General features: G+C 40.1%; 15 protein-coding genes. 8 read left to right on the forward strand and 7 right to left on the reverse strand.

The window, feature by feature from the left end:
* Positions 1–56: 56 nt before the first annotated feature.
* Genes hisC through UABAM_RS20690 form a run of 4 tightly spaced genes read left to right on the forward strand, consistent with a single transcriptional unit; the run spans position 57 to position 5793 of the window.
* Complete coding sequence (gene hisC / locus UABAM_RS20675) at positions 57–1076, forward strand: histidinol-phosphate transaminase (protein ID WP_173013460.1); 1020 nt, start codon at positions 57–59, stop codon at positions 1074–1076.
* Entirely contained in the window at positions 1064–2680 is a 1617-nt protein-coding gene (locus UABAM_RS20680) for a thiamine pyrophosphate-dependent enzyme (RefSeq protein ID WP_151969901.1), read from the forward strand. Before hisC ends, UABAM_RS20680 begins: the two co-directional genes overlap by 13 nt.
* Positions 2681–2710: 30 nt before the next feature.
* Positions 2711–3568, forward strand: a complete 858-nt coding sequence (locus tag UABAM_RS20685; RefSeq protein ID WP_151969902.1) for a DEAD/DEAH box helicase family protein — start codon at positions 2711–2713, stop codon at positions 3566–3568.
* Positions 3565–5793 (forward strand): TAXI family TRAP transporter solute-binding subunit, encoded by a 2229-nt coding sequence (locus tag UABAM_RS20690; RefSeq protein ID WP_151969903.1) that lies wholly within the window; start codon positions 3565–3567, stop codon positions 5791–5793. The genes UABAM_RS20685 and UABAM_RS20690 overlap by 4 nt, the downstream gene beginning before the upstream one ends.
* Before the next feature lie 164 nt (positions 5794–5957).
* Here the strand turns inward: UABAM_RS20690 and UABAM_RS20695 are convergent, their stop codons facing one another.
* Positions 5958–9068, reverse strand: a complete 3111-nt coding sequence (locus UABAM_RS20695) for a serine/threonine protein kinase (RefSeq protein WP_151969904.1) — start codon at positions 9066–9068, stop codon at positions 5958–5960.
* 368 nt (positions 9069–9436) lie between these two features.
* Between UABAM_RS20695 and UABAM_RS20700 the strand changes: the two genes are divergently transcribed.
* Entirely contained in the window at positions 9437–10525 is a 1089-nt protein-coding gene (locus UABAM_RS20700) for an outer membrane protein assembly factor BamB family protein (protein ID WP_173013461.1), read from the forward strand.
* 31 nt (positions 10526–10556) lie between these two features.
* Here the strand turns inward: UABAM_RS20700 and UABAM_RS20705 are convergent, their stop codons facing one another.
* Entirely contained in the window at positions 10557–10994 is a 438-nt protein-coding gene (locus tag UABAM_RS20705; RefSeq protein ID WP_151969906.1) for a nucleoside deaminase, read from the reverse strand.
* 77 nt (positions 10995–11071) lie between these two features.
* Between UABAM_RS20705 and UABAM_RS20710 the strand changes: the two genes are divergently transcribed.
* A complete protein-coding gene (locus tag UABAM_RS20710; protein WP_151969907.1) occupies positions 11072–12718 on the forward strand; it encodes a right-handed parallel beta-helix repeat-containing protein in 1647 nt (548 codons plus the stop codon).
* 23 nt (positions 12719–12741) lie between these two features.
* Here UABAM_RS20710 and UABAM_RS20715 read toward each other — a convergent pair whose 3' ends face one another.
* Complete coding sequence (locus UABAM_RS20715; RefSeq protein WP_151969908.1) at positions 12742–14280, reverse strand: leucine-rich repeat domain-containing protein; 1539 nt, start codon at positions 14278–14280, stop codon at positions 12742–12744.
* 160 nt (positions 14281–14440) lie between these two features.
* On the opposite strand from UABAM_RS20715, the gene UABAM_RS20720 reads away from it, so the two are divergent.
* A complete protein-coding gene (locus UABAM_RS20720) occupies positions 14441–15937 on the forward strand; it encodes a M48 family metalloprotease (RefSeq protein WP_151969909.1) in 1497 nt (498 codons plus the stop codon).
* A gap of 73 nt (positions 15938–16010) precedes the next feature.
* On the opposite strand, the gene UABAM_RS20725 is transcribed toward UABAM_RS20720, so the two are convergent.
* From UABAM_RS20725 to UABAM_RS34005, 3 genes are all read right to left on the reverse strand, one after another.
* Entirely contained in the window at positions 16011–17288 is a 1278-nt protein-coding gene (locus UABAM_RS20725) for a hypothetical protein (protein ID WP_151969910.1), read from the reverse strand.
* Positions 17289–17377: 89 nt separating this feature from the next.
* On the reverse strand, positions 17378–19609 hold the full coding sequence (locus UABAM_RS20730) for a bifunctional serine/threonine-protein kinase/formylglycine-generating enzyme family protein (RefSeq protein ID WP_151969911.1): 2232 nt from the start codon (positions 19607–19609) through the stop codon (positions 17378–17380).
* A 100-nt stretch (positions 19610–19709) separates the two neighbouring features.
* Entirely contained in the window at positions 19710–20621 is a 912-nt protein-coding gene (locus UABAM_RS34005) for a DUF1801 domain-containing protein (protein ID WP_261343897.1), read from the reverse strand.
* 193 nt (positions 20622–20814) lie between these two features.
* Between UABAM_RS34005 and UABAM_RS20740 the strand changes: the two genes are divergently transcribed.
* A complete protein-coding gene (locus UABAM_RS20740) occupies positions 20815–21570 on the forward strand; it encodes a hypothetical protein (protein ID WP_151969912.1) in 756 nt (251 codons plus the stop codon).
* 99 nt (positions 21571–21669) lie between these two features.
* Here the strand turns inward: UABAM_RS20740 and UABAM_RS20745 are convergent, their stop codons facing one another.
* On the reverse strand, positions 21670–23691 hold the full coding sequence (locus tag UABAM_RS20745; protein WP_151969913.1) for a serine/threonine protein kinase: 2022 nt from the start codon (positions 23689–23691) through the stop codon (positions 21670–21672).
* Positions 23692–24142 lie beyond the last annotated feature (451 nt).

The raw sequence follows: 24142 nt of genomic DNA on the forward strand, positions 1-24142 counted from the left end.
ATCAAATACCAACGAATTTCTATACTTATTACTGAATGACGAATATGTCAAATACAATGAAAATTAAATTAGATGCAAACGAAAATCCTTGGGGACCTTCCCCCCAAGTTGTTGAAATCATACAACAAATTGCCACAAACCTTCATCGATACCCCAAGCGCGACGACAGCGAATTATGCGATGCTTTGTCCGCAAAATACAATCTAACTAAGCAGCATTTTTGTGTGGCAAACAGTGCCTGCGATGTCATTGAAATGATCACACGCGCATTTTTATGTAAACAAACGCAGGCAATTGTGTGTCCACCTACCTTTCACATTTACGAAAAAATGGCAAAGCTTCAAGAGGCACAGGTTCTCGAAGTTGCATTAGGCGCCAAAGATTTTTCGTATAACATCACGCAAATTATCGCAGCAATTACTCCACAAACACGTGTTGTTTTTGTTTGTAGTCCCAACAATCCTACAGGATCTACACTGTCTTCGTCACAATTTTCAGAACTATTGAGGGGCATACCAAAGGATGTACTTTTGGTTGTGGATGAGGTGTACAAACACTTTGCCGACGATAACGATTTAAAACAATCTATGCACTATACCAACAATTATCGTAATTTGTTTATCATCCATAGTTTTTCGAAAGCGTATGGTCTCGCGGGAATGCGGCTTGGCTATGGTGTGTCTCATCCGTCTACGATGTTGAAAATACGGAAGTTTTATCGTACATATCACTTGAATTCGTTGGCTTTAGCTGCGGGAATTGCCGCACTGAATGATGAGGAACACTTGCAAAAATCTGTTGCTCAGGTTAAAGAACAGCGTGTATTTGTGCATAACGAACTACAAAAGTTGGGTGTACAATGCTGGCCTAGCGAAGGGAACTTTATTTTAATAAAACCAAAAGACAGCGAAGAAATGCACAAATATTTACAGCAAAATAATATTGCGGTAGGTTCTACCGCGAAAAGTGGATTGCAGGGAGGACTGCGCATCAGTATAGGGCTTCCGGAACACAATCATCTCTTTTTGAAAAGCATGGAGAAGTACTTGCAAAGGAGTGACGGGTGCAAAAAATAACTGGCGGACAAGTTGTGGTGCGTAGTTTACGTGAACACAATATTGATACTCTATTTGGTTTACCAGGCATTCAGAATGATTGGCTATACAATGCTCTATACGATGAACCTAACATACGTGTTATTCATACGCGTCACGAACAAGGGGCGGCGTATATGGCATTGGGATATGCACTTGCGAGTGACAAAGTCGGAGTGTTTAATGTCGTACCTGGACCAGGCTTTTTAAATAGTACAGCGGCATTGGCCACCGCGTATGCTTTGAATGCCAAAGTATTGTGTCTATGTGGGCAAATTCCGTTAAAGACGATTGGAAAAAATACCGGCGTTTTACACGAAATTCCTGATCAGTTGGGAGTGATGCGTTCTTTGACGAAATGGGCGCAGCGTGTAGAGGAAATTTCGCAAATTCCCATGGTGGTTTCTCAGGCATTTTCCCAGTTAGATTCTTATAGACCGCGCCCTGTTGGTGTGGAAATTCCCATGGATATTTTGGCAGCGAAAACGCAACAAATGTTCGATTATTCGCCGGCACCATCTCTGCATCCGGCGATGGATTTGCAGAGTATTCGCGAAAGTGCTGCATACCTAAAAAATGCAAAAAATCCACTTATTTTTGTGGGAAGTGGTGCCCAAGGGTGTGCGAAAGAAGTACGAGAACTCGCCGAAAAATTGCAGGCCCCTGTTGTTGGTTATCGCACAGGACGTGGCATACTTGATAGTCGACATTATTTGAGTTTTACACTTCCGGCAAGCCATGAATTGTGGAAAAATGCAGATGTGGTATTGGCGATTGGGACAAACATGCGTATTCCTTTGCAAAAATGGGGTGTAGATGACAAGCTCAAAATATTACGTATCGACGTAGATGAAACGTCTCATGATGTTATTCATTCTCCAGATGTCGCGATTACGGCGAATGCAAAAGAGGCACTTTTGGAGTTGTTGCAGAATATACCTGGAGATAACGAATCTCGCGAACAACAAATGTGTCACTTGCAAAATAACTGGCAACAACAAATTTCCTATCTTGAGCCACAACTTTCTTACCTCAAAATAATTCGTGAGGCTTTAGGAGAAGAGGGAATCTTTGTCGACGAGCTCACTCAAGTTGGATTTACGAGTCGTATTGTTATGCCAGTTTATAAACCGCGGACCTTTATTAGTACCGGATATCAAGGTACATTAGGCTATGGTTTTCCCACGGCACTTGGGGTAAAAGTTGCCAAACCACAAGTACCTGTAGTGTCTGTGAGTGGTGATGGGGGATTTATGTTTGCCGTGCAAGAATTGGCAACGGCAGTACAACATCGCATAGGTGTGGTGGTGTTACTGTTTAATAACAATCAGTATGGAAACGTACAACAAATGCAAAAAAATATCTACGGTAACAAAATTATCGCATCTGATTTACATAACCCCGATTTTGTGGCGATGGCCAAGTCGTTTGGAGCGCATGCTTTTCGTGTGGAGAATATCGAAGAACTTTTAGGTCGGATGCGCGAAGGATTTTCTCATGATCTTCCAACGGTAATTGAGATTCCCGTTGGTGATATGCCAAATGTGGATCGCTTTCGCAAATTACCTCGCGTTCGATTTTGTTAAATTAAATTTGACCTACTTGTAAGGAAATGTATGTCGCAAATTATAATTCCCCATGAGCATTGTCTACACAGTTTTTTTTGCGAAGTGGCGCTACGTAAACGCGTTGTATGCTTTGCGGGACTACCTGGGGTTGGCAAGACGTTGTTTTTACAACAAATGGTTTTGTTTGCTCAGCAAGCAGGACGCAAAGTTCACTTGTTGCAATGGGATGTTGCGCGCAACGCGTTTGAGACACCACAGAACATGAAGCTTTATCCTGAAGTTGCAGGGGTAACACACCCTATGATTCGTAAAGCAACGGGTTTGTGGTCGCGCGTTGCGGTTCGCGAATGGTGGGAACGCTACACAGCGCCACACATGTTGTTAGTCGAAATGCCGCTTGTGGGAAATCGGTTTATCGAATTAGTGCAGCATCTGGAAGACCAGAGTGAGAATATCTTACAGAATGAAGAGTGCCTTTTCATTTTGCCTGTTCCGACGAAGAAAGTGCGGGAAACCATCGAAGATATACGCGCAAAAACAACCGCGAATCCACGGCATGAACGCGAGGCTCACGACGCCAATCCCGAAGTTCTGCGTAGTTTGTGGCGCGAGCTCTTCTATTTAGCGTTGCATCTAAAGATCATTGATGAAATGCCCCCATATGATACAGCTTACGATCCAAATATTTATCAAAAAACGTTTGAATACTTACTACGTCACCGTCGGGTAAAAACGATTGAAATCGATACCATTTTTCCGCAGGAGTGCTCGGCATATGATGTGACGGGAATCGAGAGCGAACCGATGGCTTCGTCACAAGTTGTTCGTGACATTGTGTCGACAATACAAAAGAATTACACCGAAGAACAGTTGCACTTTCATGTAGAGAAGTGGTACGAGGTATGAAGTCTTTCTTTCGCAAAAAATATGTGAAATACTTACTGTTTGTGGTGTTTGTGGTGGCGGCGATTAGCTTCTCGTTGCCGTACTTTGCCGAAGTGCCAAAACAATTTTCCACTAGATTTTCTATTTCAGGTGCCTATAGCAGTGGGACTTACAACAATGTATCGAAAGAACTATGTAGTTATCTAAACGAGAAATTCACGGGAGAATTTTTTTTTGGGAATACCAAAAGTTTAGGATCTGTTGAAAATATTATCCGCATGCAGGAGCACAAGACGGATATTGCTTTGATCCAGGAAGATGTGGCCTATTACTATTACCGTGGAGGCCATGCGTTACTCCGTGTAGAACACGCTACAGAAAAATATATCAAGTCGGTGTGCTTTTTTTTTAACGAATACTTTATCGTACTGGCGCGTAGCGATAAAAAAAATCTCCACGATCTGCGCACAGTAAGCGTTGGTCCACTTCATGGTGGGACAAGTATTACCGCAATTAATATTCGCGATCAATTACAATATCACTGGGAATTAGATACAAGCACTCCTTTAGAGGCAATGCGCAAAAAAGAAGTAGACGCTGTTATTTTGATTACCGCAGACCCGAAATTTATTACCAATAAGTTGCGCCAAGAAAAACTTGAGTATCGTCCTATTGGTCTTACCAATAAAGAAATTTCCGGAATATCTGCGTCTTTTCCTTTTTATCACAAAGCGCATATTGATGTCGATGACTACGATGGGCAAAAATTGACCATTCCTACAATAACAACGCGCTCTTTGTTAGTGGTAAATGAATTTGTTCCTCCCCAAATTGTCAACGCCATACTCGAATTGTTCATTGATAAAAATTTGTATGCCGCATTTTCCAAAAAATCTCCTGCGGTGAAAAATTTTAACAAGACGCGTACAAAGGATGAAGACGAGCGTTTTGGGCATTTTCCTTTGCCCATGCATCCCGTTGTGTTTGAGTTAAAGCGCGGTCGTTTTTCATTTGTCAAACCCGCTTTTTTCATTGTGCCGTTGTTGTTTCTGTGCTTTCTTCTTGTTTACTTGCACAGTGGTGATCGTTATAAGTCTTTTTTTGGGCAACGAACATTTTATGGAATACTATGGCGCGATTTATTTCGTGATTTGTGGATATATATTTTTCTCATATCATTGGTGTGTATCTATCTCATTAGCGCCGTATATTTTATAAAGTATGTCGAGATTCAAGCGTACATCCAAAGTGAATTTATGCAGCCGTCGAAATTTATTGACATGAAGTTTCGCAAGTTGATTACCTGGATCTTTGTGTTCACCGTTGCTGGTTATGAAGATGAAACGTTTCCCTATACCGAAATAGGCAAAGTCGTTGCCAGTAGTATTCGCATTGTATCTATTTCGTGTATGATGTTTATATTTGGTCGGTTGTCCATTGATTATTTGAAGAATTTAGTAAAGGATCGTCATATGTATAAAGGCTATAGTATGAGTAACCATATTGTCATTTGTAACTGGAATTCAAAAGGCGAAAAAATAGTCGAAGAAATACATAGTCCTTCTTTGAAAGCCCAAGGAATTGCAAAGCCCATTATTATTATTTGCAACCACGAAATTACTCTGCCCGATAGTGACGCCTTCCAGGATACTTTTTTTCTCCCCGGAGACCCTGCTGCTGAATGGAAATTGCGCAATGCAAGTATTCACGATGCATTTTCTACGATTATTCTCGCTGATGAGGCCATGGGAGATCGCGCAGATAGTCATACGGTAATGGTGGTAATGGAAATGACCGAGCTTTTTGATCGTTTGCAAGAGGAAGGAAAACTAAAACAACGCCCACACATATCCGCGGAACTCATCGATGGAAAGAATATTAAATACTTAAAACGCGCGGGAGTTGATGAAGTCATTTCTGGTAATGATTTAGGGGTAAGGCTTTTAGCTCAATCAACAGTAACTCCTGGTATCACAGAGTTTATGGACAATATTTTGCAGTATTGTAACCAAACAAATGAAATTTATATTATCGATGCTCCACAGAAATTAATCGAGGAAAAAGCCGATTTTGTCGCGATTAGCGAGTTTTTATTAGAAAATCGCGATATATATCACAATACTTTACTTTTAGCGATACAACGCAACAAAAAAATGATGGTAAACCCTTGCAAGGAAGAGTTTACACATCTTATTGACGACGATCGTTTGGTGATCCTTGCAAAAGAAAGACCTGATATTCATTAGGGCGTATCATCAATTAACCTTCATTCACTATTGAACCCTTCTAAATACTAGCGTCGTTGCTCCTTATTCACATAACCTAGAATTTACAATGACTTTAATATTAAATAAACTTTAATTGATGACTAGTCTAGACTGTTCCCGAAATATTCGGGAACAATAATTTTCTATCTATTTGCCATTACATATAGATAGCCAGCAGTGGTAACCACATAAATTCTACCGTTATGTAATAGAGGTTCAGCAACAATATCACCTTTCAAAGGTCGCGATTTACTGTGAATTTTGATTTCGTATTCGTGGCTTTCATCAATGTATTCCTCTTCGAATTCTTCATGTTCATTCTCATATTCACCTTCATCGAACAAATGGTTGAGATCAAATATATGCAATTGTGAACCTTGTCGGTTTTGTGCATCGTTTCCGATGTACATATAATTTCTAGTAAAAATAGGGGATGATCTCGTTGGACCAATATCGCCAAAGCCGATAGGTCGGTTTTCAAAGCGGTCAAGAACTTGAATTATACCTTTACGGTAGAAAATATAAGCGTGGTCTGCGGAAATTCCTAAAGAAGTTATGGGAGTTGCGGGTTCTTCGTTAAATAACCACTGCTCTTCTAATTTTTGATCGAGACATCCCACATAGCCAGAGGCATTTGTGAAAAAAAGTAAGTTGTCGTATGCCACGGGGGTGGTTAGGTTCGCATTTCCTATTTTTTTGAAGAGTACGTCATTGCGTTTTTTTAGCGAGTAGCTAAAAACATGTGGGCTATCGTGTTTGACGATTAACCTATTGTTTAAAATGATAGGTGAAGAAATTACCGCACGTTTTCCGCGGCCATATTTGGTGACGACTTCTAGCTTTCCGTTGCGAAGTGCAAGGACATAGATATATCCGTCTCTACAACCGAAATAAATGTTATTTTTGTACACAAGGGGAGAGGTTGTAATTTGTGTAGGCATTTTGAGGCTATCAATTAATATATCTTTATCTGGGCGGGTCTTGACAGCACAAAAAAAGCTCGGTATTTTTTTACGACGTTTTACCGGAGCGTTACATGCAAAATACAGAACTCCGTTGTGCCATAATAGGGCAGAACGCTCTTCTTTTATTCTGGCTTTAGCTAGCTTGATTGTCTGCGTAGTAAAATTTTGTTTTGGTTTCAAAAACGTCTGTTTTATTTCGAGATCGTCTAAGCCGATTTTGAACATGGTTACTTGATTATGTATATACAAACTGCGACCGACAATAACAGGTGCTGTTGCAAATGCAAACTTCCCATATAACTTTTCTTTTTTGACAATAGGAGTTGTGACATCGGGTGCGAATGTATGTCCATCGCGACGTATGTTGCAACGAAACATCTGAGTTTTTGCTGGTTTTTCGTGAGGAGGACCTTCCTGCCATTTTTCCCCTAATGGTGGTTCATGAGGAGGACGTCCATTTCGTCCATTTCGTCCGTTCCTACGTTCGCCACGGCGCTTCAAAAAGTCATCCTCCCGCTCACGAAGTTGTCTTTCCCGTTCTTCTGCTATCTTTCGTTGTTTTTCACGAAGCAGCCTTTCTCTTTCTTTGGCGTCTTTTTGCTCTTGGGCACGTTTTTTTTCTGCGGCGAGAAGTTGTTCTTTTCTGTCGAGTTCTTCCTTTAATTTTGCGGCTTTGCGCTCTTGTTCTTCCAACTGTTTTTGGAGTTCTTGTTGCTTGAGTTTTGCTTGCCGTTCTAATTCCAACTGCTCTTGTTTTTTCTTTTCAGCGAGTTTTTCTTGCTCTGCGCGTTGTGTTTTTTCCTTTTCGATCGCTAACTTGGTCGCTTTGATCTCTCCTTGGAGATTCTCGATGGTTTTTTTCAGAGATGGGTCGAGTAAAATTCTGTTTTGCGCTTGTAACGTAAGCCACTGTTCCTGTGCTTTACGCAGTGAGCGTTCTTGTATAAGTTTTTGCGCTTGTAAGGCCGATTTTAATGCGATTGTTTCCACCTCGAACTGCAAGGGGATATTATCGGTCATTTTTTTGAAGTTATCTTCTACACCAGTGTATGAATTTTTAGAGAGTAATTGGTAGTTGGCACTAAACCATATTTGCCATGCGTCTTCGTCGTCAATTTCATCGTATAAAATTTGTTGCGCTGTATCTACGGCCTTTTGTGAAAATCCCTGTTCTAAGTAGTTGGTGGAAGCAGTACGTAATTCTTGTATACGGGAATTTCCACCAAAAGCTAGGGCGCAAATGGCTACTACAACGACTGCCGCAGCGATCAATGACCATTTTTTGGCAGGAGAACTTGGCTTAGAAAGGCGAATGTTTACATCCTCGCCGCGGATGAACTTGCGAATATCATTGGCAAAAAGCTCCATTGACGCATAACGATCCTCTTTAGTTTTTTCCAAAGCCTTCAAACATATTTTTTCCAAACTTTCGGGGATACGCGGCTTAATTTGACGTGGAGGAACAGGTGGGTCGCGCATAATTTTCATTAAAATTTTCATGACACTTTCATCGGCAAAACATGGTTTGCCGGTGATGCAGTGGTAAAGTATCATTCCCAATGAATAGACGTCGGTGCGAGAATCAATGTTCTTGCGATCTCCCTCTGCTTGTTCTGGCGACATATAGTGGGGACTACCTATGATCGCCCCCGATTTGGTAAGTCCCTCTTCATCACCAGCTTCTTGTTTGGCAATGCCGAAATCCATAACAAATGGTTTACCATCTTTCATCATGATGTTGGATGGTTTTAAATCACGGTGTATAATTTTTTGGCTATGGCAATAGCTCATTGCCCGGCAAATTTTTTCGATAATCAGCGCGGTTTTCTTGAGTGAAATAGGTTGTTGTTTCAATAGTTTGTCAAGTGTTTGACCTTCAATGTAATCCATGGTAAAAAAGCATACACCGTTGTCATCTCCATAGTCGTAGAGTTTGATGATGTTTTCGTGATTGAGTTTCGCCATGGATTGTGCTTCGGCAAAAAAACGTGTCTTGCGTTCTTGGGTGAGAATGTTACCTATGAGTACTTTTAGGGCGACAATTCTGTTTAACTTTGTGTCTTTTGCCTTAAAAACCACTCCCATTCCACCACGGCCTAACTCTGAAATGATTTCGTAACGGCCTATTTTTTTGGGAATTTTTTCCTTTGTTACACTTTGATGCATTTTTTCAAGAGTCTCTTGTGCGTCAAGAGTCTCCTGTGCTGCAATATTTTCTTGTGCGTCAAGGGTTTCTTGTGCATTAATAGTTTCTTGTGCAGAGCGGTCGGTATTATTATTGTCATCCATAAGATTTCTCTTTTCCAACTGGGAAGTTCTTTGGGAAATAATTTTATTTCGTAAATAGGAACACAATAACGGTAATGGCAATTACCGTTATACATAGAAGAAGTCTTTCCCATAAAGGTATTGAAGGTTGCTTTTTTGACATTTGATCTCATTTTTCTATTAATATAGTGTACATTTGTAGTCTTCCTATAAGAATTATAAAAAAAAAAACGTATAAAATACAACAAATGTTTGCGTATGTTTTGCGATAAGCGCAAAATAGTAATGTAGAATGCGTATTTTTTAGGTTAAGACTACAATGAGAAATGTACCGTACAAGCGGGCGCAAAATTATTAAAATTGAATTTGTCATCTCAAGGAGAAAGCCAATGCCACGTATTTTAATTTTTTTTTCACTGTGTATAACGATCTTTGCACAAACAGATAACTGGCCGATGCAACATCGCGATGCGCAGTCAAGTGGAATTTCACAAAGCACACTTGCCGATACTTTAGAAGAAAAATGGGTTTTTGAAGTCGAAGAGGGAGTCAAATCAACTGCGGCAATTGTCAATGGTAAGGTGTATGTCAGCACTGTCTCAGGAAAGATCATATCTTTGAATCTTACAGATGGCAAAAAAAATTGGGAGTTTAGTACAGAAAGTGTGTTTTCCGCTTCACCGTCCGTCATCGACAATGTTGTGTATGTGGGAGACGAAGACGGTGTGCTCTACGCTGTTGAAGCGCAAACCGGTAAAAAGTTATGGACATTTGATGAGTGTGAAGACAAGATTGTTTCCGGGGTGAATTCATATAAACAGCGTTTAGTTTTTGGTTCGTACGATCATCACTTGTACTGCTTGTCCAAGGATGGTAAATTGGTGTGGAAGGTAGAAACCGATGCACCTGTGCATGGCACACCATGTGTCATAGAAGAAAATGCTGTCATTGCCGGATGCGATGGACTAATACGTTTTATCAATATTACCACGGGAAAAGAAAAGGGCCACGTTGACGGAAAATCATATTTTGCTGCGGCCCCTACGTTTGGTAATGGCAAGGTGGCAATTGGTTCCCTCAACGGTGACTACTATTGTATTGATTATGCTCAAATGAAAACAGTGTGGTCGATTGAGAAAAAGGCGGGAAAAGGTGAGTGTTATGCGAGTGCTATTATCGATGGAGATCGCGTTATATTTGCTAGTAAAAAAAGACGTCTTTTTGCGGTAGACATAAAAAGTGGCAAAGATATATGGCAATACAAGACGCGAAGTCGTATGGAGACTTCACCAGTGATTGTCGGGGAAAAGATCGTTTTTGCCGAATTTTCGGGAAAGATACATTTTTTAAACAGAAAAGACGGCAAGCATCTATGGACATTTGAAACCGGGTCGCGTATTTATGCTTCTCCTGCGATTGCGCAAGGATATCTAGTCATAGGGTGTGACGACGGTACTATATATGCTTTAGGGAAGTAGTCGTTGTGAAAATAATCGCGAAGATTTTACATCATTTCCAAAAGTTTTTGTGTATTTCTTTGCCGAGATGCTCGCATATCGGCCCTACAATTTCAAATGTGGAGGGAAGCAAATCACGACAAGAAACTAAGAACGCGTCTTTGGTGACATCTTGAAGCGCCTGCGCCGAGCATCCATAAACGACTTTGTGGATACCGCTCCAATAAATAGCGCCACTACACATCATACATGGCTCGGTACTCGTGTATAAAATAAAATTACTCAGTTGTGAGCGAGAGTATTTTTTTGCAGCTTTATGTAACAAATTCATTTCCGCGTGTTTGGTAAAATCACCATCGCTATTTACGGTATTTTGCGCGGTGAGAATAACTTCATCGTTATGAACAAGTAGAGCTCCAAAAGGATGATCACCATCTAGCACAGCTTGTTTCGCTAATGCAAAACTTTGCTTAATTAATTTTTCATGCATCACATTATCCTTCTACATGCGAAAAATGATAGGTAAAGCATTATTGTAAAGACTCCAACAACAAAAGAAAGGTAAAAATGAGAATTCTGTTGATTGTGTTAAGTACTTCACTTTGCTGGGCAAATACGATATGGGTCTCGCCGCAAGGTGGGAAAGTCGTTCATGAAAATAAAGAAATTAAAACCGTAACCCTTGAAGAAGCTTTGGAGCAAAAGACATACTCTTTGCAGCTTTTACCTGGTACATATGCAAAAAGTTACGTAATCAAGTACGGTGGACAGCCCGATAACCCGGTGGTAATTTATGGTAATGGGGATGTGGTGTTTGATGGCGAAACAAAACCCGGAGATAAAGGAGACCCCGCGTTTTTGGTCAATAAAAAACAGTGGGTTGTTTTTGACAATATTTCATTTCGCAACTACTGGAATACGGCGATTCTCATCAAAAATAGCCGTTATATTACCGTGCGAAATAGCCGTTTTACGGGTGCACGCTGGCCGATATTTGTGCGCGACAAGGAAACGCACCATGTGCTTGTTGAAGATAATCATTGGGTTCAAGATCCAAGTGGTAAAGTATGGCACACAATTCCTTGGGCGGAGTCGCACCATGGAGATTATGGATTTCTCAATGGTGCATTACTCGGTGGCAAAAAAATTCTTGGTAGCGTAGTGTTTCGCCGCAACACGATTCGCTATGCATACAATGGAATTCGCATCGTGGGAAACCGCGAAAAGCACCACATCGACAACTTCAATGTGGAAGTATACGACAATACCTTTGAGTACGTTCGCGATAACCCTGTGGAACCAGAAGGAAGTGCTTCCAATTGGTGGATACACCACAATCGTTTTTATAACTGTTATGCGTTGTTGTCTTTTACCGAAGTCGCCGGTGAAAAATGGTTTGTTTTTCGCAACATTGGTTGGTGGGATGAAGAACCAGGCAAGGATGGCGGACATACGCGTGGGAAAATATACAAATTTGCGGGAAATGGACCGTATCCACGTGGAGAATTCTGGGCATTTCACAACAGTTGGTATTCGCGTAGCCCACTTATTATGGGCGGAATCACTCATCATTTTTATCACTACAACAATGCGGTATTTTATACGGGTGAGGTAAACATAATCGAGGGGGCAAACGGAAAAGAGGATGTCGTTGATGTTCTCCATCCTAGCTATGAACTAGATTATAATATCGCAAACCTAGCCTACCCAAAAAATATTTTGCAGAGCAAACGCGAACAACACAGCATTCACGCCGATCCCAAATTTAGCAATGCGCCACAAGGAAAATTTTCTCTAGAGGAGGATAGTCCTGCGATTGACAAGGGTAAGGTGTTGCAGATAGGCGATTGGCAAAGTGTTTTCGACGGCAAAGCTCCCGACATGGGCGCGTTTGAAAAAGATAAATGTTTGCCAGGACCGCCATTTTGTTTTATGTCTGACAAATACCAAGAACGACCGCGCATTGTACGTTTAGAAATGACAAACAATGATTTGCGCATATGGTTTTCAGTGGTTATGCCTGAAAAAGAGATCGAAGTACGTATGGGGGACAACAAGATTACCGCAGTATTGCAAGGGCATAGTTTGAAATGCAAGATCCCTGATGGATTGGGGAAAGAAAACATTTACTTGCCAAAAAATCTTTGTGGTACAAATGGGTTGCACATTACCCTGTGGTCTTGTCAGTATAAAAATATTGGGCTTTATGAATAGTGTTTGTGCATGAATTCGGTATTTTACCAATAGATTATGCGGTTTGGTAACAGGGCTTGTATTTGCTGTTTTTGTGCATCACTTATTTTATTTCCTTCTAAATCTAGAGTTGTAAGACTTTTGCATTGCTGTATTTCCGTAGGTAAAAACCTAATGTTATTATCGCTCAGATCTAATTCTCGGATACTTTCCATGAAATAAATCTCCGGTGGTAAGTGAGTCAGTTTATTACCACTTAAATGTAATAGAGAAAGATTTTTTAATAAACAAATGGCAGGAGGAAAAGTTGTGATTTTATTTTTAGATAAATCTAAAAACCACAGCTCTCGATAAAAGTAAAAAGAAGAAGGCAAGTTTTGTATTTTATTGTTTTTTAGATTTAACTCTCTAATACAACAAAAGTGACTTATTTCAGGCAAATTTCTTATTTTATTCCTTGCCAGCTCTAGTATATCAAGGTTATTTCGCTGAAAAATGCTATGCGGAAGTTGCGTGATGCGGTTGTCGTTTAAATACAACTCTGTGAGTGTCCTACAATTTCCGATCTGCGGTGGTAAGGTGGTCATTTGATTGTTATTCAATTCTAAAATATGAAGTTTTTGACAGTTGCCGATCTCCGGCGGTAATGCGGTCACCTGATTTTTATTTAACGTTAGTTCTTTGAGATTTTGGCAATTTCCAATCTCTGGTGGTAGAGTGGTAATTTGATTGTTATTCAATTCCAAAGTGTAAAGTCTTTTGCAGTTCTCAATTTCAGAAGGCAACGCGTTTATTTGATTGTTATTCAATTCTAAAGTATGAAGTTTGTGGCAGTTGCCAATCTCTGGTGGTAAAGTGGCAATGCGATTGTTGTTTATTTGTAACATATGAAGTTTTTGGCAGTTGCCAATCTCTGGCGGTAACGCGGTAATCCGATTGTTATTCAATTTCAAATATATGAGATCTTTATAGTTACCAATCTCCGCAGGCAAAGTGGTAATCCGATTGTTATTCAAATTTAAAACATGAAGATTTTTACACTTACCGATTTCCGGTGGTAATGTGCTAATCTGATTTCGTTGTAAACACAAGCGGAAAAGATTTCGACAGTTTCCGATTTCAGGCGGTAAGGCAGTAATCTGGTTACCATTTAACTCCAAAGTCCCGAGACCTTTACATTGGCCAATCCCTATGGGGAAAGACGTCATTTTACTGTTTTGAATACTTAGGTACTTCAGATGAGGAAAACGACTTATGTCTGGTGGTGTCTTTAAATTCAAATTATCTAAAGTGAGCTGCTCAATTTTTTGTGACAGATATTCTAGATCTTTTTGTGTGATAGGACTGAGAGATTTATTTTTAATGCTCCATGCAATGGGAATACCGTAACCATTTACAGCATAAATTTTCATGTAACGCAATGAAAACGAGTTTATCTCGTAATTGCGGAAATGCCGATCGAATCCGTTTTTGGCTTGAAAATATATAACGGCACAACCAATAGTTAGCAAAAGTACCGAAAGTATAATCAATGTTATCATTATAGTACCAAATTTGTATGCCCAACTCTTTTTAGTTTCCATTGTGATGCCTTAAAAAAAGTTTTCCTACATTATGTTTTTGTTGTGTGATCGCCGAATATTTACTAATAGTTAATTATACTCTCTAGAGATAAAAAATGACAACCATTCACAATGAACAATTTGCGGAAAAATTTATGTTACACAATTTGGAGGTTTATATATGTCGTTATTGTGGTTGGAAGCGTTACATATCGTTTTGTTGTCTGTATTCTATGTATTATGTGCGATTTTTTTGACGAAAATACTGTGGAAGCGTAGTGTTGGCAAATCTCTTTCTCGTGAAAGCCATTGGGCGGAAAAGGCGCGTATTTTATTTATCGCCCGCTTAAATGCCGGAGGATTGGTGATTGCTTTTCCGGTGACAATTATTGTTATGCTGTCGCTTTCGCGACATCCATCGTATGGGGTGGTGCCAACCACTTTGACGTTATGGTGGTTTTGTTTTATTTCTTTATTTACATGTATGGCAATTTCATCGAGGATTTTCCATTCTTACCATACGACACCGCGAATGAGTAGCCTGAAATCAATGTGCTCCTCTTTGTTGTTGTTATATCCACATTTAACGGTTGCCATAGTCTTTTTAGCGATCTCTTGGTTTGTGCCGAAAAGTTTTTTATGGCTGTGGCTAGTCTTGTTTGCTGCGGTTACGTGGTTCTTACTGACAAAATGGTGTTTACCTCTCGCACGGTGGTGCAAAGTCCTCACACCTGCACCGCAACTACAAGAAATGATACCGCAAGGCAGTTCCATTGCCACATATTTTTTTTATCACAAAACAGCGAATGCTTTTGCTCTGACTCTTTCGGGGGCTATTTGCGTTAGTGAAAAGCTCTACGCTTTATTAAATCGCGCACAAGTGGAAAGTATTATGCAGCACGAATATCAACATTTCCAGCGTCATAGCAATATCGCGCGCGGTTTTGTTTGTTCGATTCCATTTGTACTCGCGAGTAGCTATAAGATGCTTTCCGCATACCAAATAAGTCTTTACTGGATGTTTTTGATTCTGATCTTGATCATTGTGCTCAAGAATGTGGCGATGAAAATGTTTCTTCGCGAAGAAAAAGAAATCGATAATGTTGTCAGCAAGGAAATGGATAATGAGGCATACGCTTATGCATTAGAATCCATGCACAAAGAAAATCTTCTTCCTGCGGTAATGACAAAGAATACCACACATCCACATTTATATGATCGCATGTTAGATGCAGGTGTCACGCCTGATTTTCCACGTCCTGATCCGCCGAAAGGCAAAAAGATGTTGGTTTTCATTTTCTGCACAGTTGTTATATTGGCGACACCACAAATTACAAGTTTGTTTCTAAAGCGCGGCTTGTATTCTACATACACGCGGATGATAACTACTGGGATTCGCAGCAACCATATTTATGACTTAGCCAATTTTTTTTATCGCAGCAAAAACTATCAAAAAAGTGCAAAGTTGTACGCGAAGATAAGCGAGGAAAATTCGAGCTACGGTGATTTTAGTGTTGTTTTAGCCACTTGTAGTTATGCCTATGCAAATGAGAAAGATATGGCGCGTTTGTATTGGAAAAAAACGCAAGAACGGCGCAAAATTTCGCAGGCATTGAAACGTCAAGAGGAATGGCTAAAATCTGTGGAAGCGCAGATGAAAATGATGTTAGGCGAATAGTGCGATAGCGATTCCTCCCAAAATATTCTTTGGGAGGAATCCATAGTTAGCAAGATTTTCTCGTGAAATGCGGTTATCTCTTTACAAAAAAAGCCGTATCAAGATTATTTCCCTCTTTAATAGATACTCCGCCATCCGGCACAGCATTTTCCCCCATACCGTAAACAGTATAACCTTGTTTTTGCTTGTCAAAATGCAATTTTTGTCCGTAAGAATCATGAGCAATGTCTTGTAAATATTTTGGCATAAGCGCCTGTAAATTTTGCGGAAGCTTTTTGTGATCCAATCGATATTTTTCTATGGCCATCGCTGTTAAAACCGCTCTCCACCTTGCGGTGTTTTCGAGATGAACATAGATGAATTTTCGGAAGTCAGGGGCCATCATGGCACTAAACTTTGATCCCGACATCTCTAGCGGTTTTATTGCCTTTGTCGCATCACGCATCTCGCGAAGAGAGGCTAGCTCATAAACTTTTAAATGGCTTTCGATGCCTTGGACATAAAGGTTGAAATCTTGTTGGCATTTACCACTCATGCGATAGTAGAGCAGTTCAGCTTTGTCCTTCATACTCAGCTTACCAAAGAGGTCTTCATCATAGTTTCCTTCCGATATTTGGCTAAATATACCTGTAATTGTGCACATTTCTGCGACAAAACCATATTTATTGTTGTTTTTATCAGGCGATGTTTTCTGTAGAAGATCTTTTACCATATCTAGTTGTGCATGTGTGAGCTGTTGATGGCTAAGCAAGTATTCCAAGCCAAGAAAAGACATTCTTTGCATAGTTTCGCCCATCAGCACACAAATTAACATTGGAATTTGCGCAAGTCTTTTGGTTAAGACGAGGGTATCTCGTAGCGTATGTAGAGCCCCCTCTGTTTGCTTATCTTCCGTTTGTATAATAATTTGCGATGTCAGTAAGGTGATACAGAAGCGCATCTTGTATATATGCGGGAGCTTTGCGGTAAAACCATCGGTTAGTTTTACAGGAAAGCGGCATTTTTCCACGGCTGTAGCTTTGTGAAATAGCGCGAGAATTTCGCTATTGCGCTCAAGCAGCTCTCGCAAAGATTTTTGCAGTTGTTGCGAGAGAGTTTTATTCAAAGCCACTTCGTTTTTTAATTGTTGTTCGAGTTTATGGAAGTTATCCAAATCTTTTTGCGAAACGAGCGCGACGGCTTGCGCATAAAGGTCTGCCGCATTTTCCCCCTCTATGTATGGATACCACTTGTCCTCAAGCTCTTGCAAAGTAGTAGGGATTCCCGCTTTTTTAAGCGCTTCCAGCTTTTTCTCCACTTGAGAAAAAACAAACAGAGGTAGTATGAAAAGTGCCAGAGTGTACTTTAACATATATTATCCTTTACATCCTGTTAATCCTGTTAGTCTTGTCAAATCTTTCATCCAGTTAATCATCTTTCTCTATCGAGTTCATCCTAAATTCAAAAATCTTTCACCAAACGAAACCCTATACGGCTTTTCGCGGTATTGGCCGGGTATTGTTCGCGAAATTCACAACGAAAAATAACATAATCGAATCCGCTCCAACTTCCACCACGAGCTATGCGTGGACCATACGGACTTCCGCGCGGATTTTCTACTTCGTTAACCGCAGGTTCATTGTAGCTGTCCGCACACCATTCGAGTACATTGCCGAGAATATCGTAAACACCAAATGCATTGGGTTGAAAACTTTTGACTTTGGTCACCTCCACAAAACCATCGTTTACCGGTAGTGGTCTTAAGTGGCGCAGTTGTTGGGCAGCGCCTGGCCTAGTGCGAAAAAGATTTTGCGTGGCACTATCAAAATATTTTCTACCTGCGGTAAGGTCGTATACATTGGCATAACGGTGAATGTCTTCGCCATTGTTCCCCCAGAAAAAAAGTGCGGTACTACCCGCACGACATGCGTATTCCCACTCTGCTTCTGTGGGTAAACGATATTTATCATTCAATTTTTTGAGAAGTATTGCACAAACTAAATTCCACGACACAAATGAAACGGGATGCAGGTCATGATTGCGGATATTGTATGTTTTTTTGTTGTATGGATTGAGCACCATGGATTTTCCTTGCCAAGGTTTATTATCTTTTCCCATAACATCACACCACTGTTGTTGAGTAAATTCGCTTGCACTGATCCAAAAAGGTGCTGTCAAGATGACTTTGCGTTGTGGAATTTGTGGTATAGATTTTGAGCCCATCCAGAACTTTCCTGGAGGAATGAGTAACATGGTTATTTTTTTTGTGTTGAGCGTAAAGTCTTTTTCCACGCGCGTAAGATTGCATTTAGTTCTGGCGTACCACAGCTGATACTTTTGGGCCAGAATTTGTTTGCGCTTGTGACCGATTCTTTGCCACTTGGGGTGAGTAAAGTCAAAATAGCTGTTTTTTTTATCCCAGCACGCTTGCCACAATGTCGCGTCCATTGGAAGTTCGATCACTTTTTTAGGAGGCGTTTTTTTTCTCTCAGGGGGCTTGGTGGAAAAAAAACTAATAAAGAATATACATCCGACAACGATTCCGATACCTAAACCGATGAGCGGAGTGACGTTTTTTTGGTTTGGTGTCGTACGTACACGTGCTGTGGGACGTGTACGCCCGGTGGGACGCCTGTTGCGCCGTGTCTCTTTTTTCACCGACTGGTAGTTGTTGACAATGTCATTGTCTTGTATTTGTAAATTTTGTAGCGATGTCAATAATTGCTTTTCGATGTGGCTTAATGTGAAGTGACTTTGTCCTAAGGAATAATTTTGATGCAGGTCGGCAATAAAATCAGCAATTTGCCCGGCATCTTTCCACCGATGTTGTGGAGATTTTTGTAGGGCTTTTTCGATCACAGGCGAAATTTTTTCATATATCCACATATCGGGGTGTGTGGGATCAATTAAGTCTTTTATTTTCGGAGGTGTTTCTTCACTAACGGCGATCAGACATTGTACAACATTTTCCTTTTCAAAAGGCGACTGTGGACTTCCGGTAAATAGTTGATGTAGTACGATCCCTAAGGAGAATATATCACTCGTCGCGGTGACTTGCCCATTGGTTTGTTCTGGACTCAGATACATCGGTGTACCAATGACTTCTCCTCCGATGGTTAAATTAGAAGTATGTCCACGGTTTATATCTTTTCCGATGCCTAAGTCAAGTATTTTTACGATACCATCATGTAAATTTACCATAATATTATCGGGTTTTATATCGCGATGGATAATGCCCGACATGTTAAGAATTTGAATACCGCGAGCAATTTTGTTGGCTATGGCCAATTGGTCGTGCAGTGGAATTTTAATTCCGCTTTCGAAAATATCTTTTAAAGATGTTCCTTGCACAAATTCTAATACCATGTACGAACGATTGTCTTGTTGAAAAAAATCATAGGCGCGCAGCAAGTTTTCATGATGAATTGAAGACAGAAATTTATACTCGCGCATAAAGCGGTCTTGTGCTTTTTTACTTTGGGTGCGCAATGTTTTTATTGCCACTGTTTTTTGCGATTTTATGTGGATGGCTTTAAAAACATGAGCCATACCACCGCTGCCTAGAGCAGAGTGTATGTGATAGTCTTGTAGCCTGTCTCCTGCTTTTACCAATATGGGAATTTGTTGTGTACTTTGACGATGGGCATTTGTCTCTACATTGGAAACGAATGTTTTCGGTCGGTCTTTTGCCATGATTTGTTCCTTGTTAGTGCTTGTTTCAGTGTGGCAATCATCAACTAGTTGATTTACGCTTTTTTCTCATTCTGCTCAACGGACGAATAGGCACAAAAAGCTATTTCGATTTTTTTAGTTCTTTTTCGTATTGGGCAATCCACTTTTTTACGCTGATTTTTTTCACGAGTTTGCCAATAAGTGCGTAGGGAATTTCGTCCATTTTCTTGAAACGAATACAGCTTTTTCCCATGTCCAGTTTGCGACTACAGTGTTTAGGATACTCTTTTACAAACCACTCGTAAAGTTTTTTATCCGCGTACACTCCCATGTGATAAAACGCAACAAAACCTTTACGCGAAGCTATATTCATAAAAGGAAGGGGTTCTTTGGGGTCGCAATGATATCCCTCAGGGTATAATGAATGTGGAACGACATATCCCAAGCCAACACTCCCCATTATTTCGGCGAAACCTTCTGGGAGATTATCAATAACCGCTTGCCTTAGTTTGGTGACTGGTTCCTGGCGATCTTTGGGCAAAGACGCAAGGTATTTTTGTACTGCTTTGTTTTCTCGTTGCTCTACGCGTTTTTTGCCACTTTGTGAAATAGTGCGCTTTTTATCACGCGCCAATTCTTTGATGTATTTAGGATCGCGAAAACGTAAGGCCGACCAATCGCTATCGATGGCCACCATACGCACTCCTTCATATCCCAAGTCACCAAGAGGTTGCCAACTATCGTCTCGCGAAATATCCGAGGTGTATTTTTTTGATGACTTTTTGGGATAAGCAAACCATAATACTGCGTCATCGCTTAACTTCTCCACAGCTTTTGACGCATACTTGGCGATTTCCGCGCAGCTTTTGACAAACACCAACACAAATGCAAATTTTTGCCCAGCTGAGGCACGTTTTTTTACTTTAGTGACTTGGCTAAACTCTTGTAAATGAGAGTCGAAATCTTGAGGTGCGTTAATAACGTAGATTTCTGAGGAGCTATTGAATTGCATTTTTTTTAGTAATTTACTCATAATGATCTCCGCGATTGGAATTTAAATTTTTACACAATTATAAATTATAACATAATATCTTTTACAGCGTCGAGAGTTCTATTGTATTGTAGGCTATTTTCCTTGAAACAGGTCAATGTCTTGCTATATTAGAGAACTTTATTGCTTTTGTGAAGGACGACAACCAAGATGAAACTAAATTTAGAGGTGTTTTATGTTTAAAAAGATAATTATGCTAAACTTTATTTTGTTATTTTTTCTCCATGCGGAAACTTTTGAGTACAAAGAGTTGTATCGCGCGATGGCAAAAGCCGAAAAACAAGCGTACAAAGAGACGGATGTTTTCCAGGCCATCTCTGTTTTTCACCGCTATATGGAACCATATGTGCAAAATGTAAAGCAAAGCAAACGAATTAAAAAACTCCATCGCTATGGATTTGTCTACAGCCAATTATTTGAAGACTGCAAAAATGTCAATGTGGAAACCAAAATAGCTTTGGAAAAGAGTATTGCGTTATCGAGTAGACGTTTTTCCCGAGAAATTAGCGAATATGAGCGCAATGAACGTGAGTTAGTGATTGAAAGGGAAAGAACACGTGAGTTACAACGAATTATTGACGAACGCAATGACGAAATCAATATTCAAGAGCAAAACCATACTGAGCAAAAACAAAGAGAGTTAGAGTTGCTATGCGACGAATTATCCTTAGCGCATAGCAGAATTCGCAGCTTGGTAAATCGTCAGCAACAGCTAACAGATGTTATGGGAGAGCTGGGGGAACAAATACAGAAGTTGCGTAAAATAAATGATAGTCTTGTGAAAATCGATTATTGGTGGAAAAAAGAGAAGAAAAAACTCGCAAAACAGCGTTTTTTAGTAGCCGAGTATGTACTAAATAATGATTACGGTATCTTTGAGTATTATTTAGAGCATACGGGAAAAAAAGTGACACGGATATATTATTACTAGTCGTGTAGTATCGCTTTTGATGCATTTTAAAAGTAGGAAGAGTACCTTTGAAATGCATCAAATTAATGCTCAGAAATAGTCGTTGTGTCTCACTTAAACTTACTCATCACGAGGCAGCGTCACTTTACCAACATAAAGGTAATCATTCACTCTCGGTAACCAGTGTTTGCTATTATTGTTAAAAGCTTGTACCCCAAAAGTAAATGTCGTGACACCAAATAATTTCGCGGGGAATGAGATACCAACCTTGTTTTCTCTGTGGTATACCGTCATTTTTTTTCGGTAATCTTTGTTGTAATCTTGACTACCTACCTTGACAATGCTATCTTGCAACCCTTGCTTTTTTTGGTACGTTTTTGTACTAAAAAAGATATGTAAGTTGAACTCACTTCCCCATGACCCCTGGCCGGTAGGTGCACAGTCACTGTTGATATAAAAAATATAGTCGATTCTTTTCCCTTTTTTACGGAACAATTGTTTGTCAATCGGTTCTCCCAGTATTAACTCGATATCAACATAGCCTTTTTCCCAAAAGACGTTAACGGTTCTAATATCCAAAAATTTGAGTTTTTGTAGAGGGCTTGTTTCCGCTTCTTCATGGTCATTGTTCGAAAGAATGAGTTTACGTTTCGGTTGTGGCTTTTTTTCCACAACAAACAGAGCATGCTGCTGTTGCTGTATACCTTTTTCGCGGATAACAACAAAAATTTTGAACTCTCCATGGTCTTTCGTTAAATGTATTGGGCAAACAAAACTACGATATCCTCGTTGTGGCAAGGCCTGGTATTTTTTGTTGTAGGTTTGAATACCTGCCCCATATATTTTGATCACGCCTGCACTAATACTGTTCCACGCCACTTGAGTTTGTACAACTTCTTGTTCCATGAATTTGCGCTGCGGTTGTTGCTGCAAATTTATAATTTGTAGTTTGATATCCATTGGTGGTGTTTGTGGAGACCATGGTTGCATGGCAAAAGTAGCCACAACAATGCCGATCAGTAACACCAATAGTTCGTAACGTTTACTGTGACGCAATAACTTTTGCCACATAGTGTGCGTTTTTACGGTAGCTCCCTCACTAAATAATTTCAAGTCGGCAACGAATTCTAGGGCACTTTGGTAACGCTGAGACTTATCTTTTTCAAGCGCTTTTAAACAAATTCTTTCTAAAGATACTGGTATACGAGGTTTAATTTTGCGTAGAGGAGTTGGTGGTGTGTTTACAATTTGATCGAGAACGTTGACGAAGGAAGAACCGCGAAAAGGAACGCATCCTGTAAGGGCTTCATACAAAATAACCCCCAGAGAGTAAACGTCCGTGCGCACATCGATTTGGCGAATGTGGCCTTGCGCTTGTTCCGGAGGCATGTAGTACACGGTACCAATGACAGTACCAGTGCGCGAAAGTCGTTTTTTTTCGTCGAGTACTCTTGCCAAGCCAAAATCCATCACAATGGGATTGTGATGCTGGTCAATCATGATATTTGCTGGTTTTAAATCGCGGTGGATGATATTTGCTTGGTGAGCATAGTGCACCGCCTCTCCTATTTTGATCATGATCTGCACAATTTGTCGTGTAGTTGGGACTGGTTTTGACTTAAGAGTTTGTTGTAGCGATTTTCCCTCAATGTAATCCATGGTAAAAAAATTGTATTTTTCCGTTTGCACCACATCGTATATGCCTACGATATGCGGATGTTTTAACCTTGCAGTTGCCTGCGCTTCCAATAAAAAACGCGCAACATGATTGGCATCATCTTGCATGAGTAGCATTTTTAGTGCTACGACGCGTTTAAGAGTCGTGTCGTATACTTTGTATACTTTTGCCATTCCCCCACGTCCAAGTTCTGATAATATCTGGTAACGTTGTGTGAGAGTGCTGTGTTCTTTGGCGTTTATCGTTGTATGCTTTTGGTTGAGTACAATTGTCTTATTTTTAATTTCCTGTACCTGGGCGTCACTAAGACTATTCTTTTCTAGTAAGAGTTGAGCTAAAGAAATGTAGTTGTGTTGCTGATGGTATTGCTTTTGTAGATCTAAAAATTTTGCGAGCTGTGCCGTGCTAAGAAAACCTAAAGCGACGGCTGTTTGCCCAAAAAGAATATCTTGTTGATTTTGCATCTGTCCAACTCCGCGACCTCAATTATTTTTATTGTTATTCTACCAAAGAGAGAAATAACAAACAATATTTTCCATAGGTGTTAATGTCGCAAAGATTACCAGGCTTCCAACGAAGTGATTGAAGTTGTTGGAGTAAGCGTTGCCGAAGTGACGGAGGATTTAAAAATAACGCGTTTAGAACACTACTATGATAACAGTCAATTTCTAGGGAGTTTGACAAAATCAGGAAAGTGTCCGATGAGTTAAGAAACTTATTATGGACAAAAAGGTGAATAAAAAATAAACAACACTAAATTTTGCGCGCCGTGTATAAAATTATTCATACCATAAAAAAAGATTCCATCGTTGGAAATCACGAAGGAGTTTGTTTGTGGATCTATTTACAGTATAATTACTTATAAAAATAGAGCTTTTGAGAACAAAGTCACAGTTGGTATAATGAAATCGACAT

The sequence above is a fragment of the Candidatus Uabimicrobium amorphum genome, assembly GCF_009002475.1.
GTDB classification, from domain to species: domain Bacteria; phylum Planctomycetota; class Uabimicrobiia; order Uabimicrobiales; family Uabimicrobiaceae; genus Uabimicrobium; species Uabimicrobium amorphum.

Bases quoted from the DNA above. Each gene is read 5' to 3' on its own strand.
- UABAM_RS20715 (WP_151969908.1), bottom strand. From the start codon at position 14,280: ATGGAAACTAAAAAGAGTTGGGCATACAAATTTGGTACTATAATGATA.
- UABAM_RS20740 (WP_151969912.1), top strand. From the start codon at position 20,815: ATGTTTAAAAAGATAATTATGCTAAACTTTATTTTGTTATTTTTTCTC.
- UABAM_RS20700 (WP_173013461.1), top strand. From the start codon at position 9,437: ATGCCACGTATTTTAATTTTTTTTTCACTGTGTATAACGATCTTTGCA.
- UABAM_RS20745 (WP_151969913.1), bottom strand. From the start codon at position 23,691: ATGCAAAATCAACAAGATATTCTTTTTGGGCAAACAGCCGTCGCTTTA.
- UABAM_RS20710 (WP_151969907.1), top strand. From the start codon at position 11,072: ATGAGAATTCTGTTGATTGTGTTAAGTACTTCACTTTGCTGGGCAAAT.
- UABAM_RS20720 (WP_151969909.1), top strand. From the start codon at position 14,441: ATGTCGTTATTGTGGTTGGAAGCGTTACATATCGTTTTGTTGTCTGTA.
- hisC (WP_173013460.1), top strand. From the start codon at position 57: ATGAAAATTAAATTAGATGCAAACGAAAATCCTTGGGGACCTTCCCCC.
- UABAM_RS20730 (WP_151969911.1), bottom strand. From the start codon at position 19,609: ATGGCAAAAGACCGACCGAAAACATTCGTTTCCAATGTAGAGACAAAT.
- UABAM_RS20685 (WP_151969902.1), top strand. From the start codon at position 2,711: ATGTCGCAAATTATAATTCCCCATGAGCATTGTCTACACAGTTTTTTT.
- UABAM_RS20690 (WP_151969903.1), top strand. From the start codon at position 3,565: ATGAAGTCTTTCTTTCGCAAAAAATATGTGAAATACTTACTGTTTGTG.
- UABAM_RS20695 (WP_151969904.1), bottom strand. From the start codon at position 9,068: ATGGATGACAATAATAATACCGACCGCTCTGCACAAGAAACTATTAAT.
- UABAM_RS34005 (WP_261343897.1), bottom strand. From the start codon at position 20,621: ATGAGTAAATTACTAAAAAAAATGCAATTCAATAGCTCCTCAGAAATC.
- UABAM_RS20705 (WP_151969906.1), bottom strand. From the start codon at position 10,994: ATGCATGAAAAATTAATTAAGCAAAGTTTTGCATTAGCGAAACAAGCT.
- UABAM_RS20725 (WP_151969910.1), bottom strand. From the start codon at position 17,288: ATGTTAAAGTACACTCTGGCACTTTTCATACTACCTCTGTTTGTTTTT.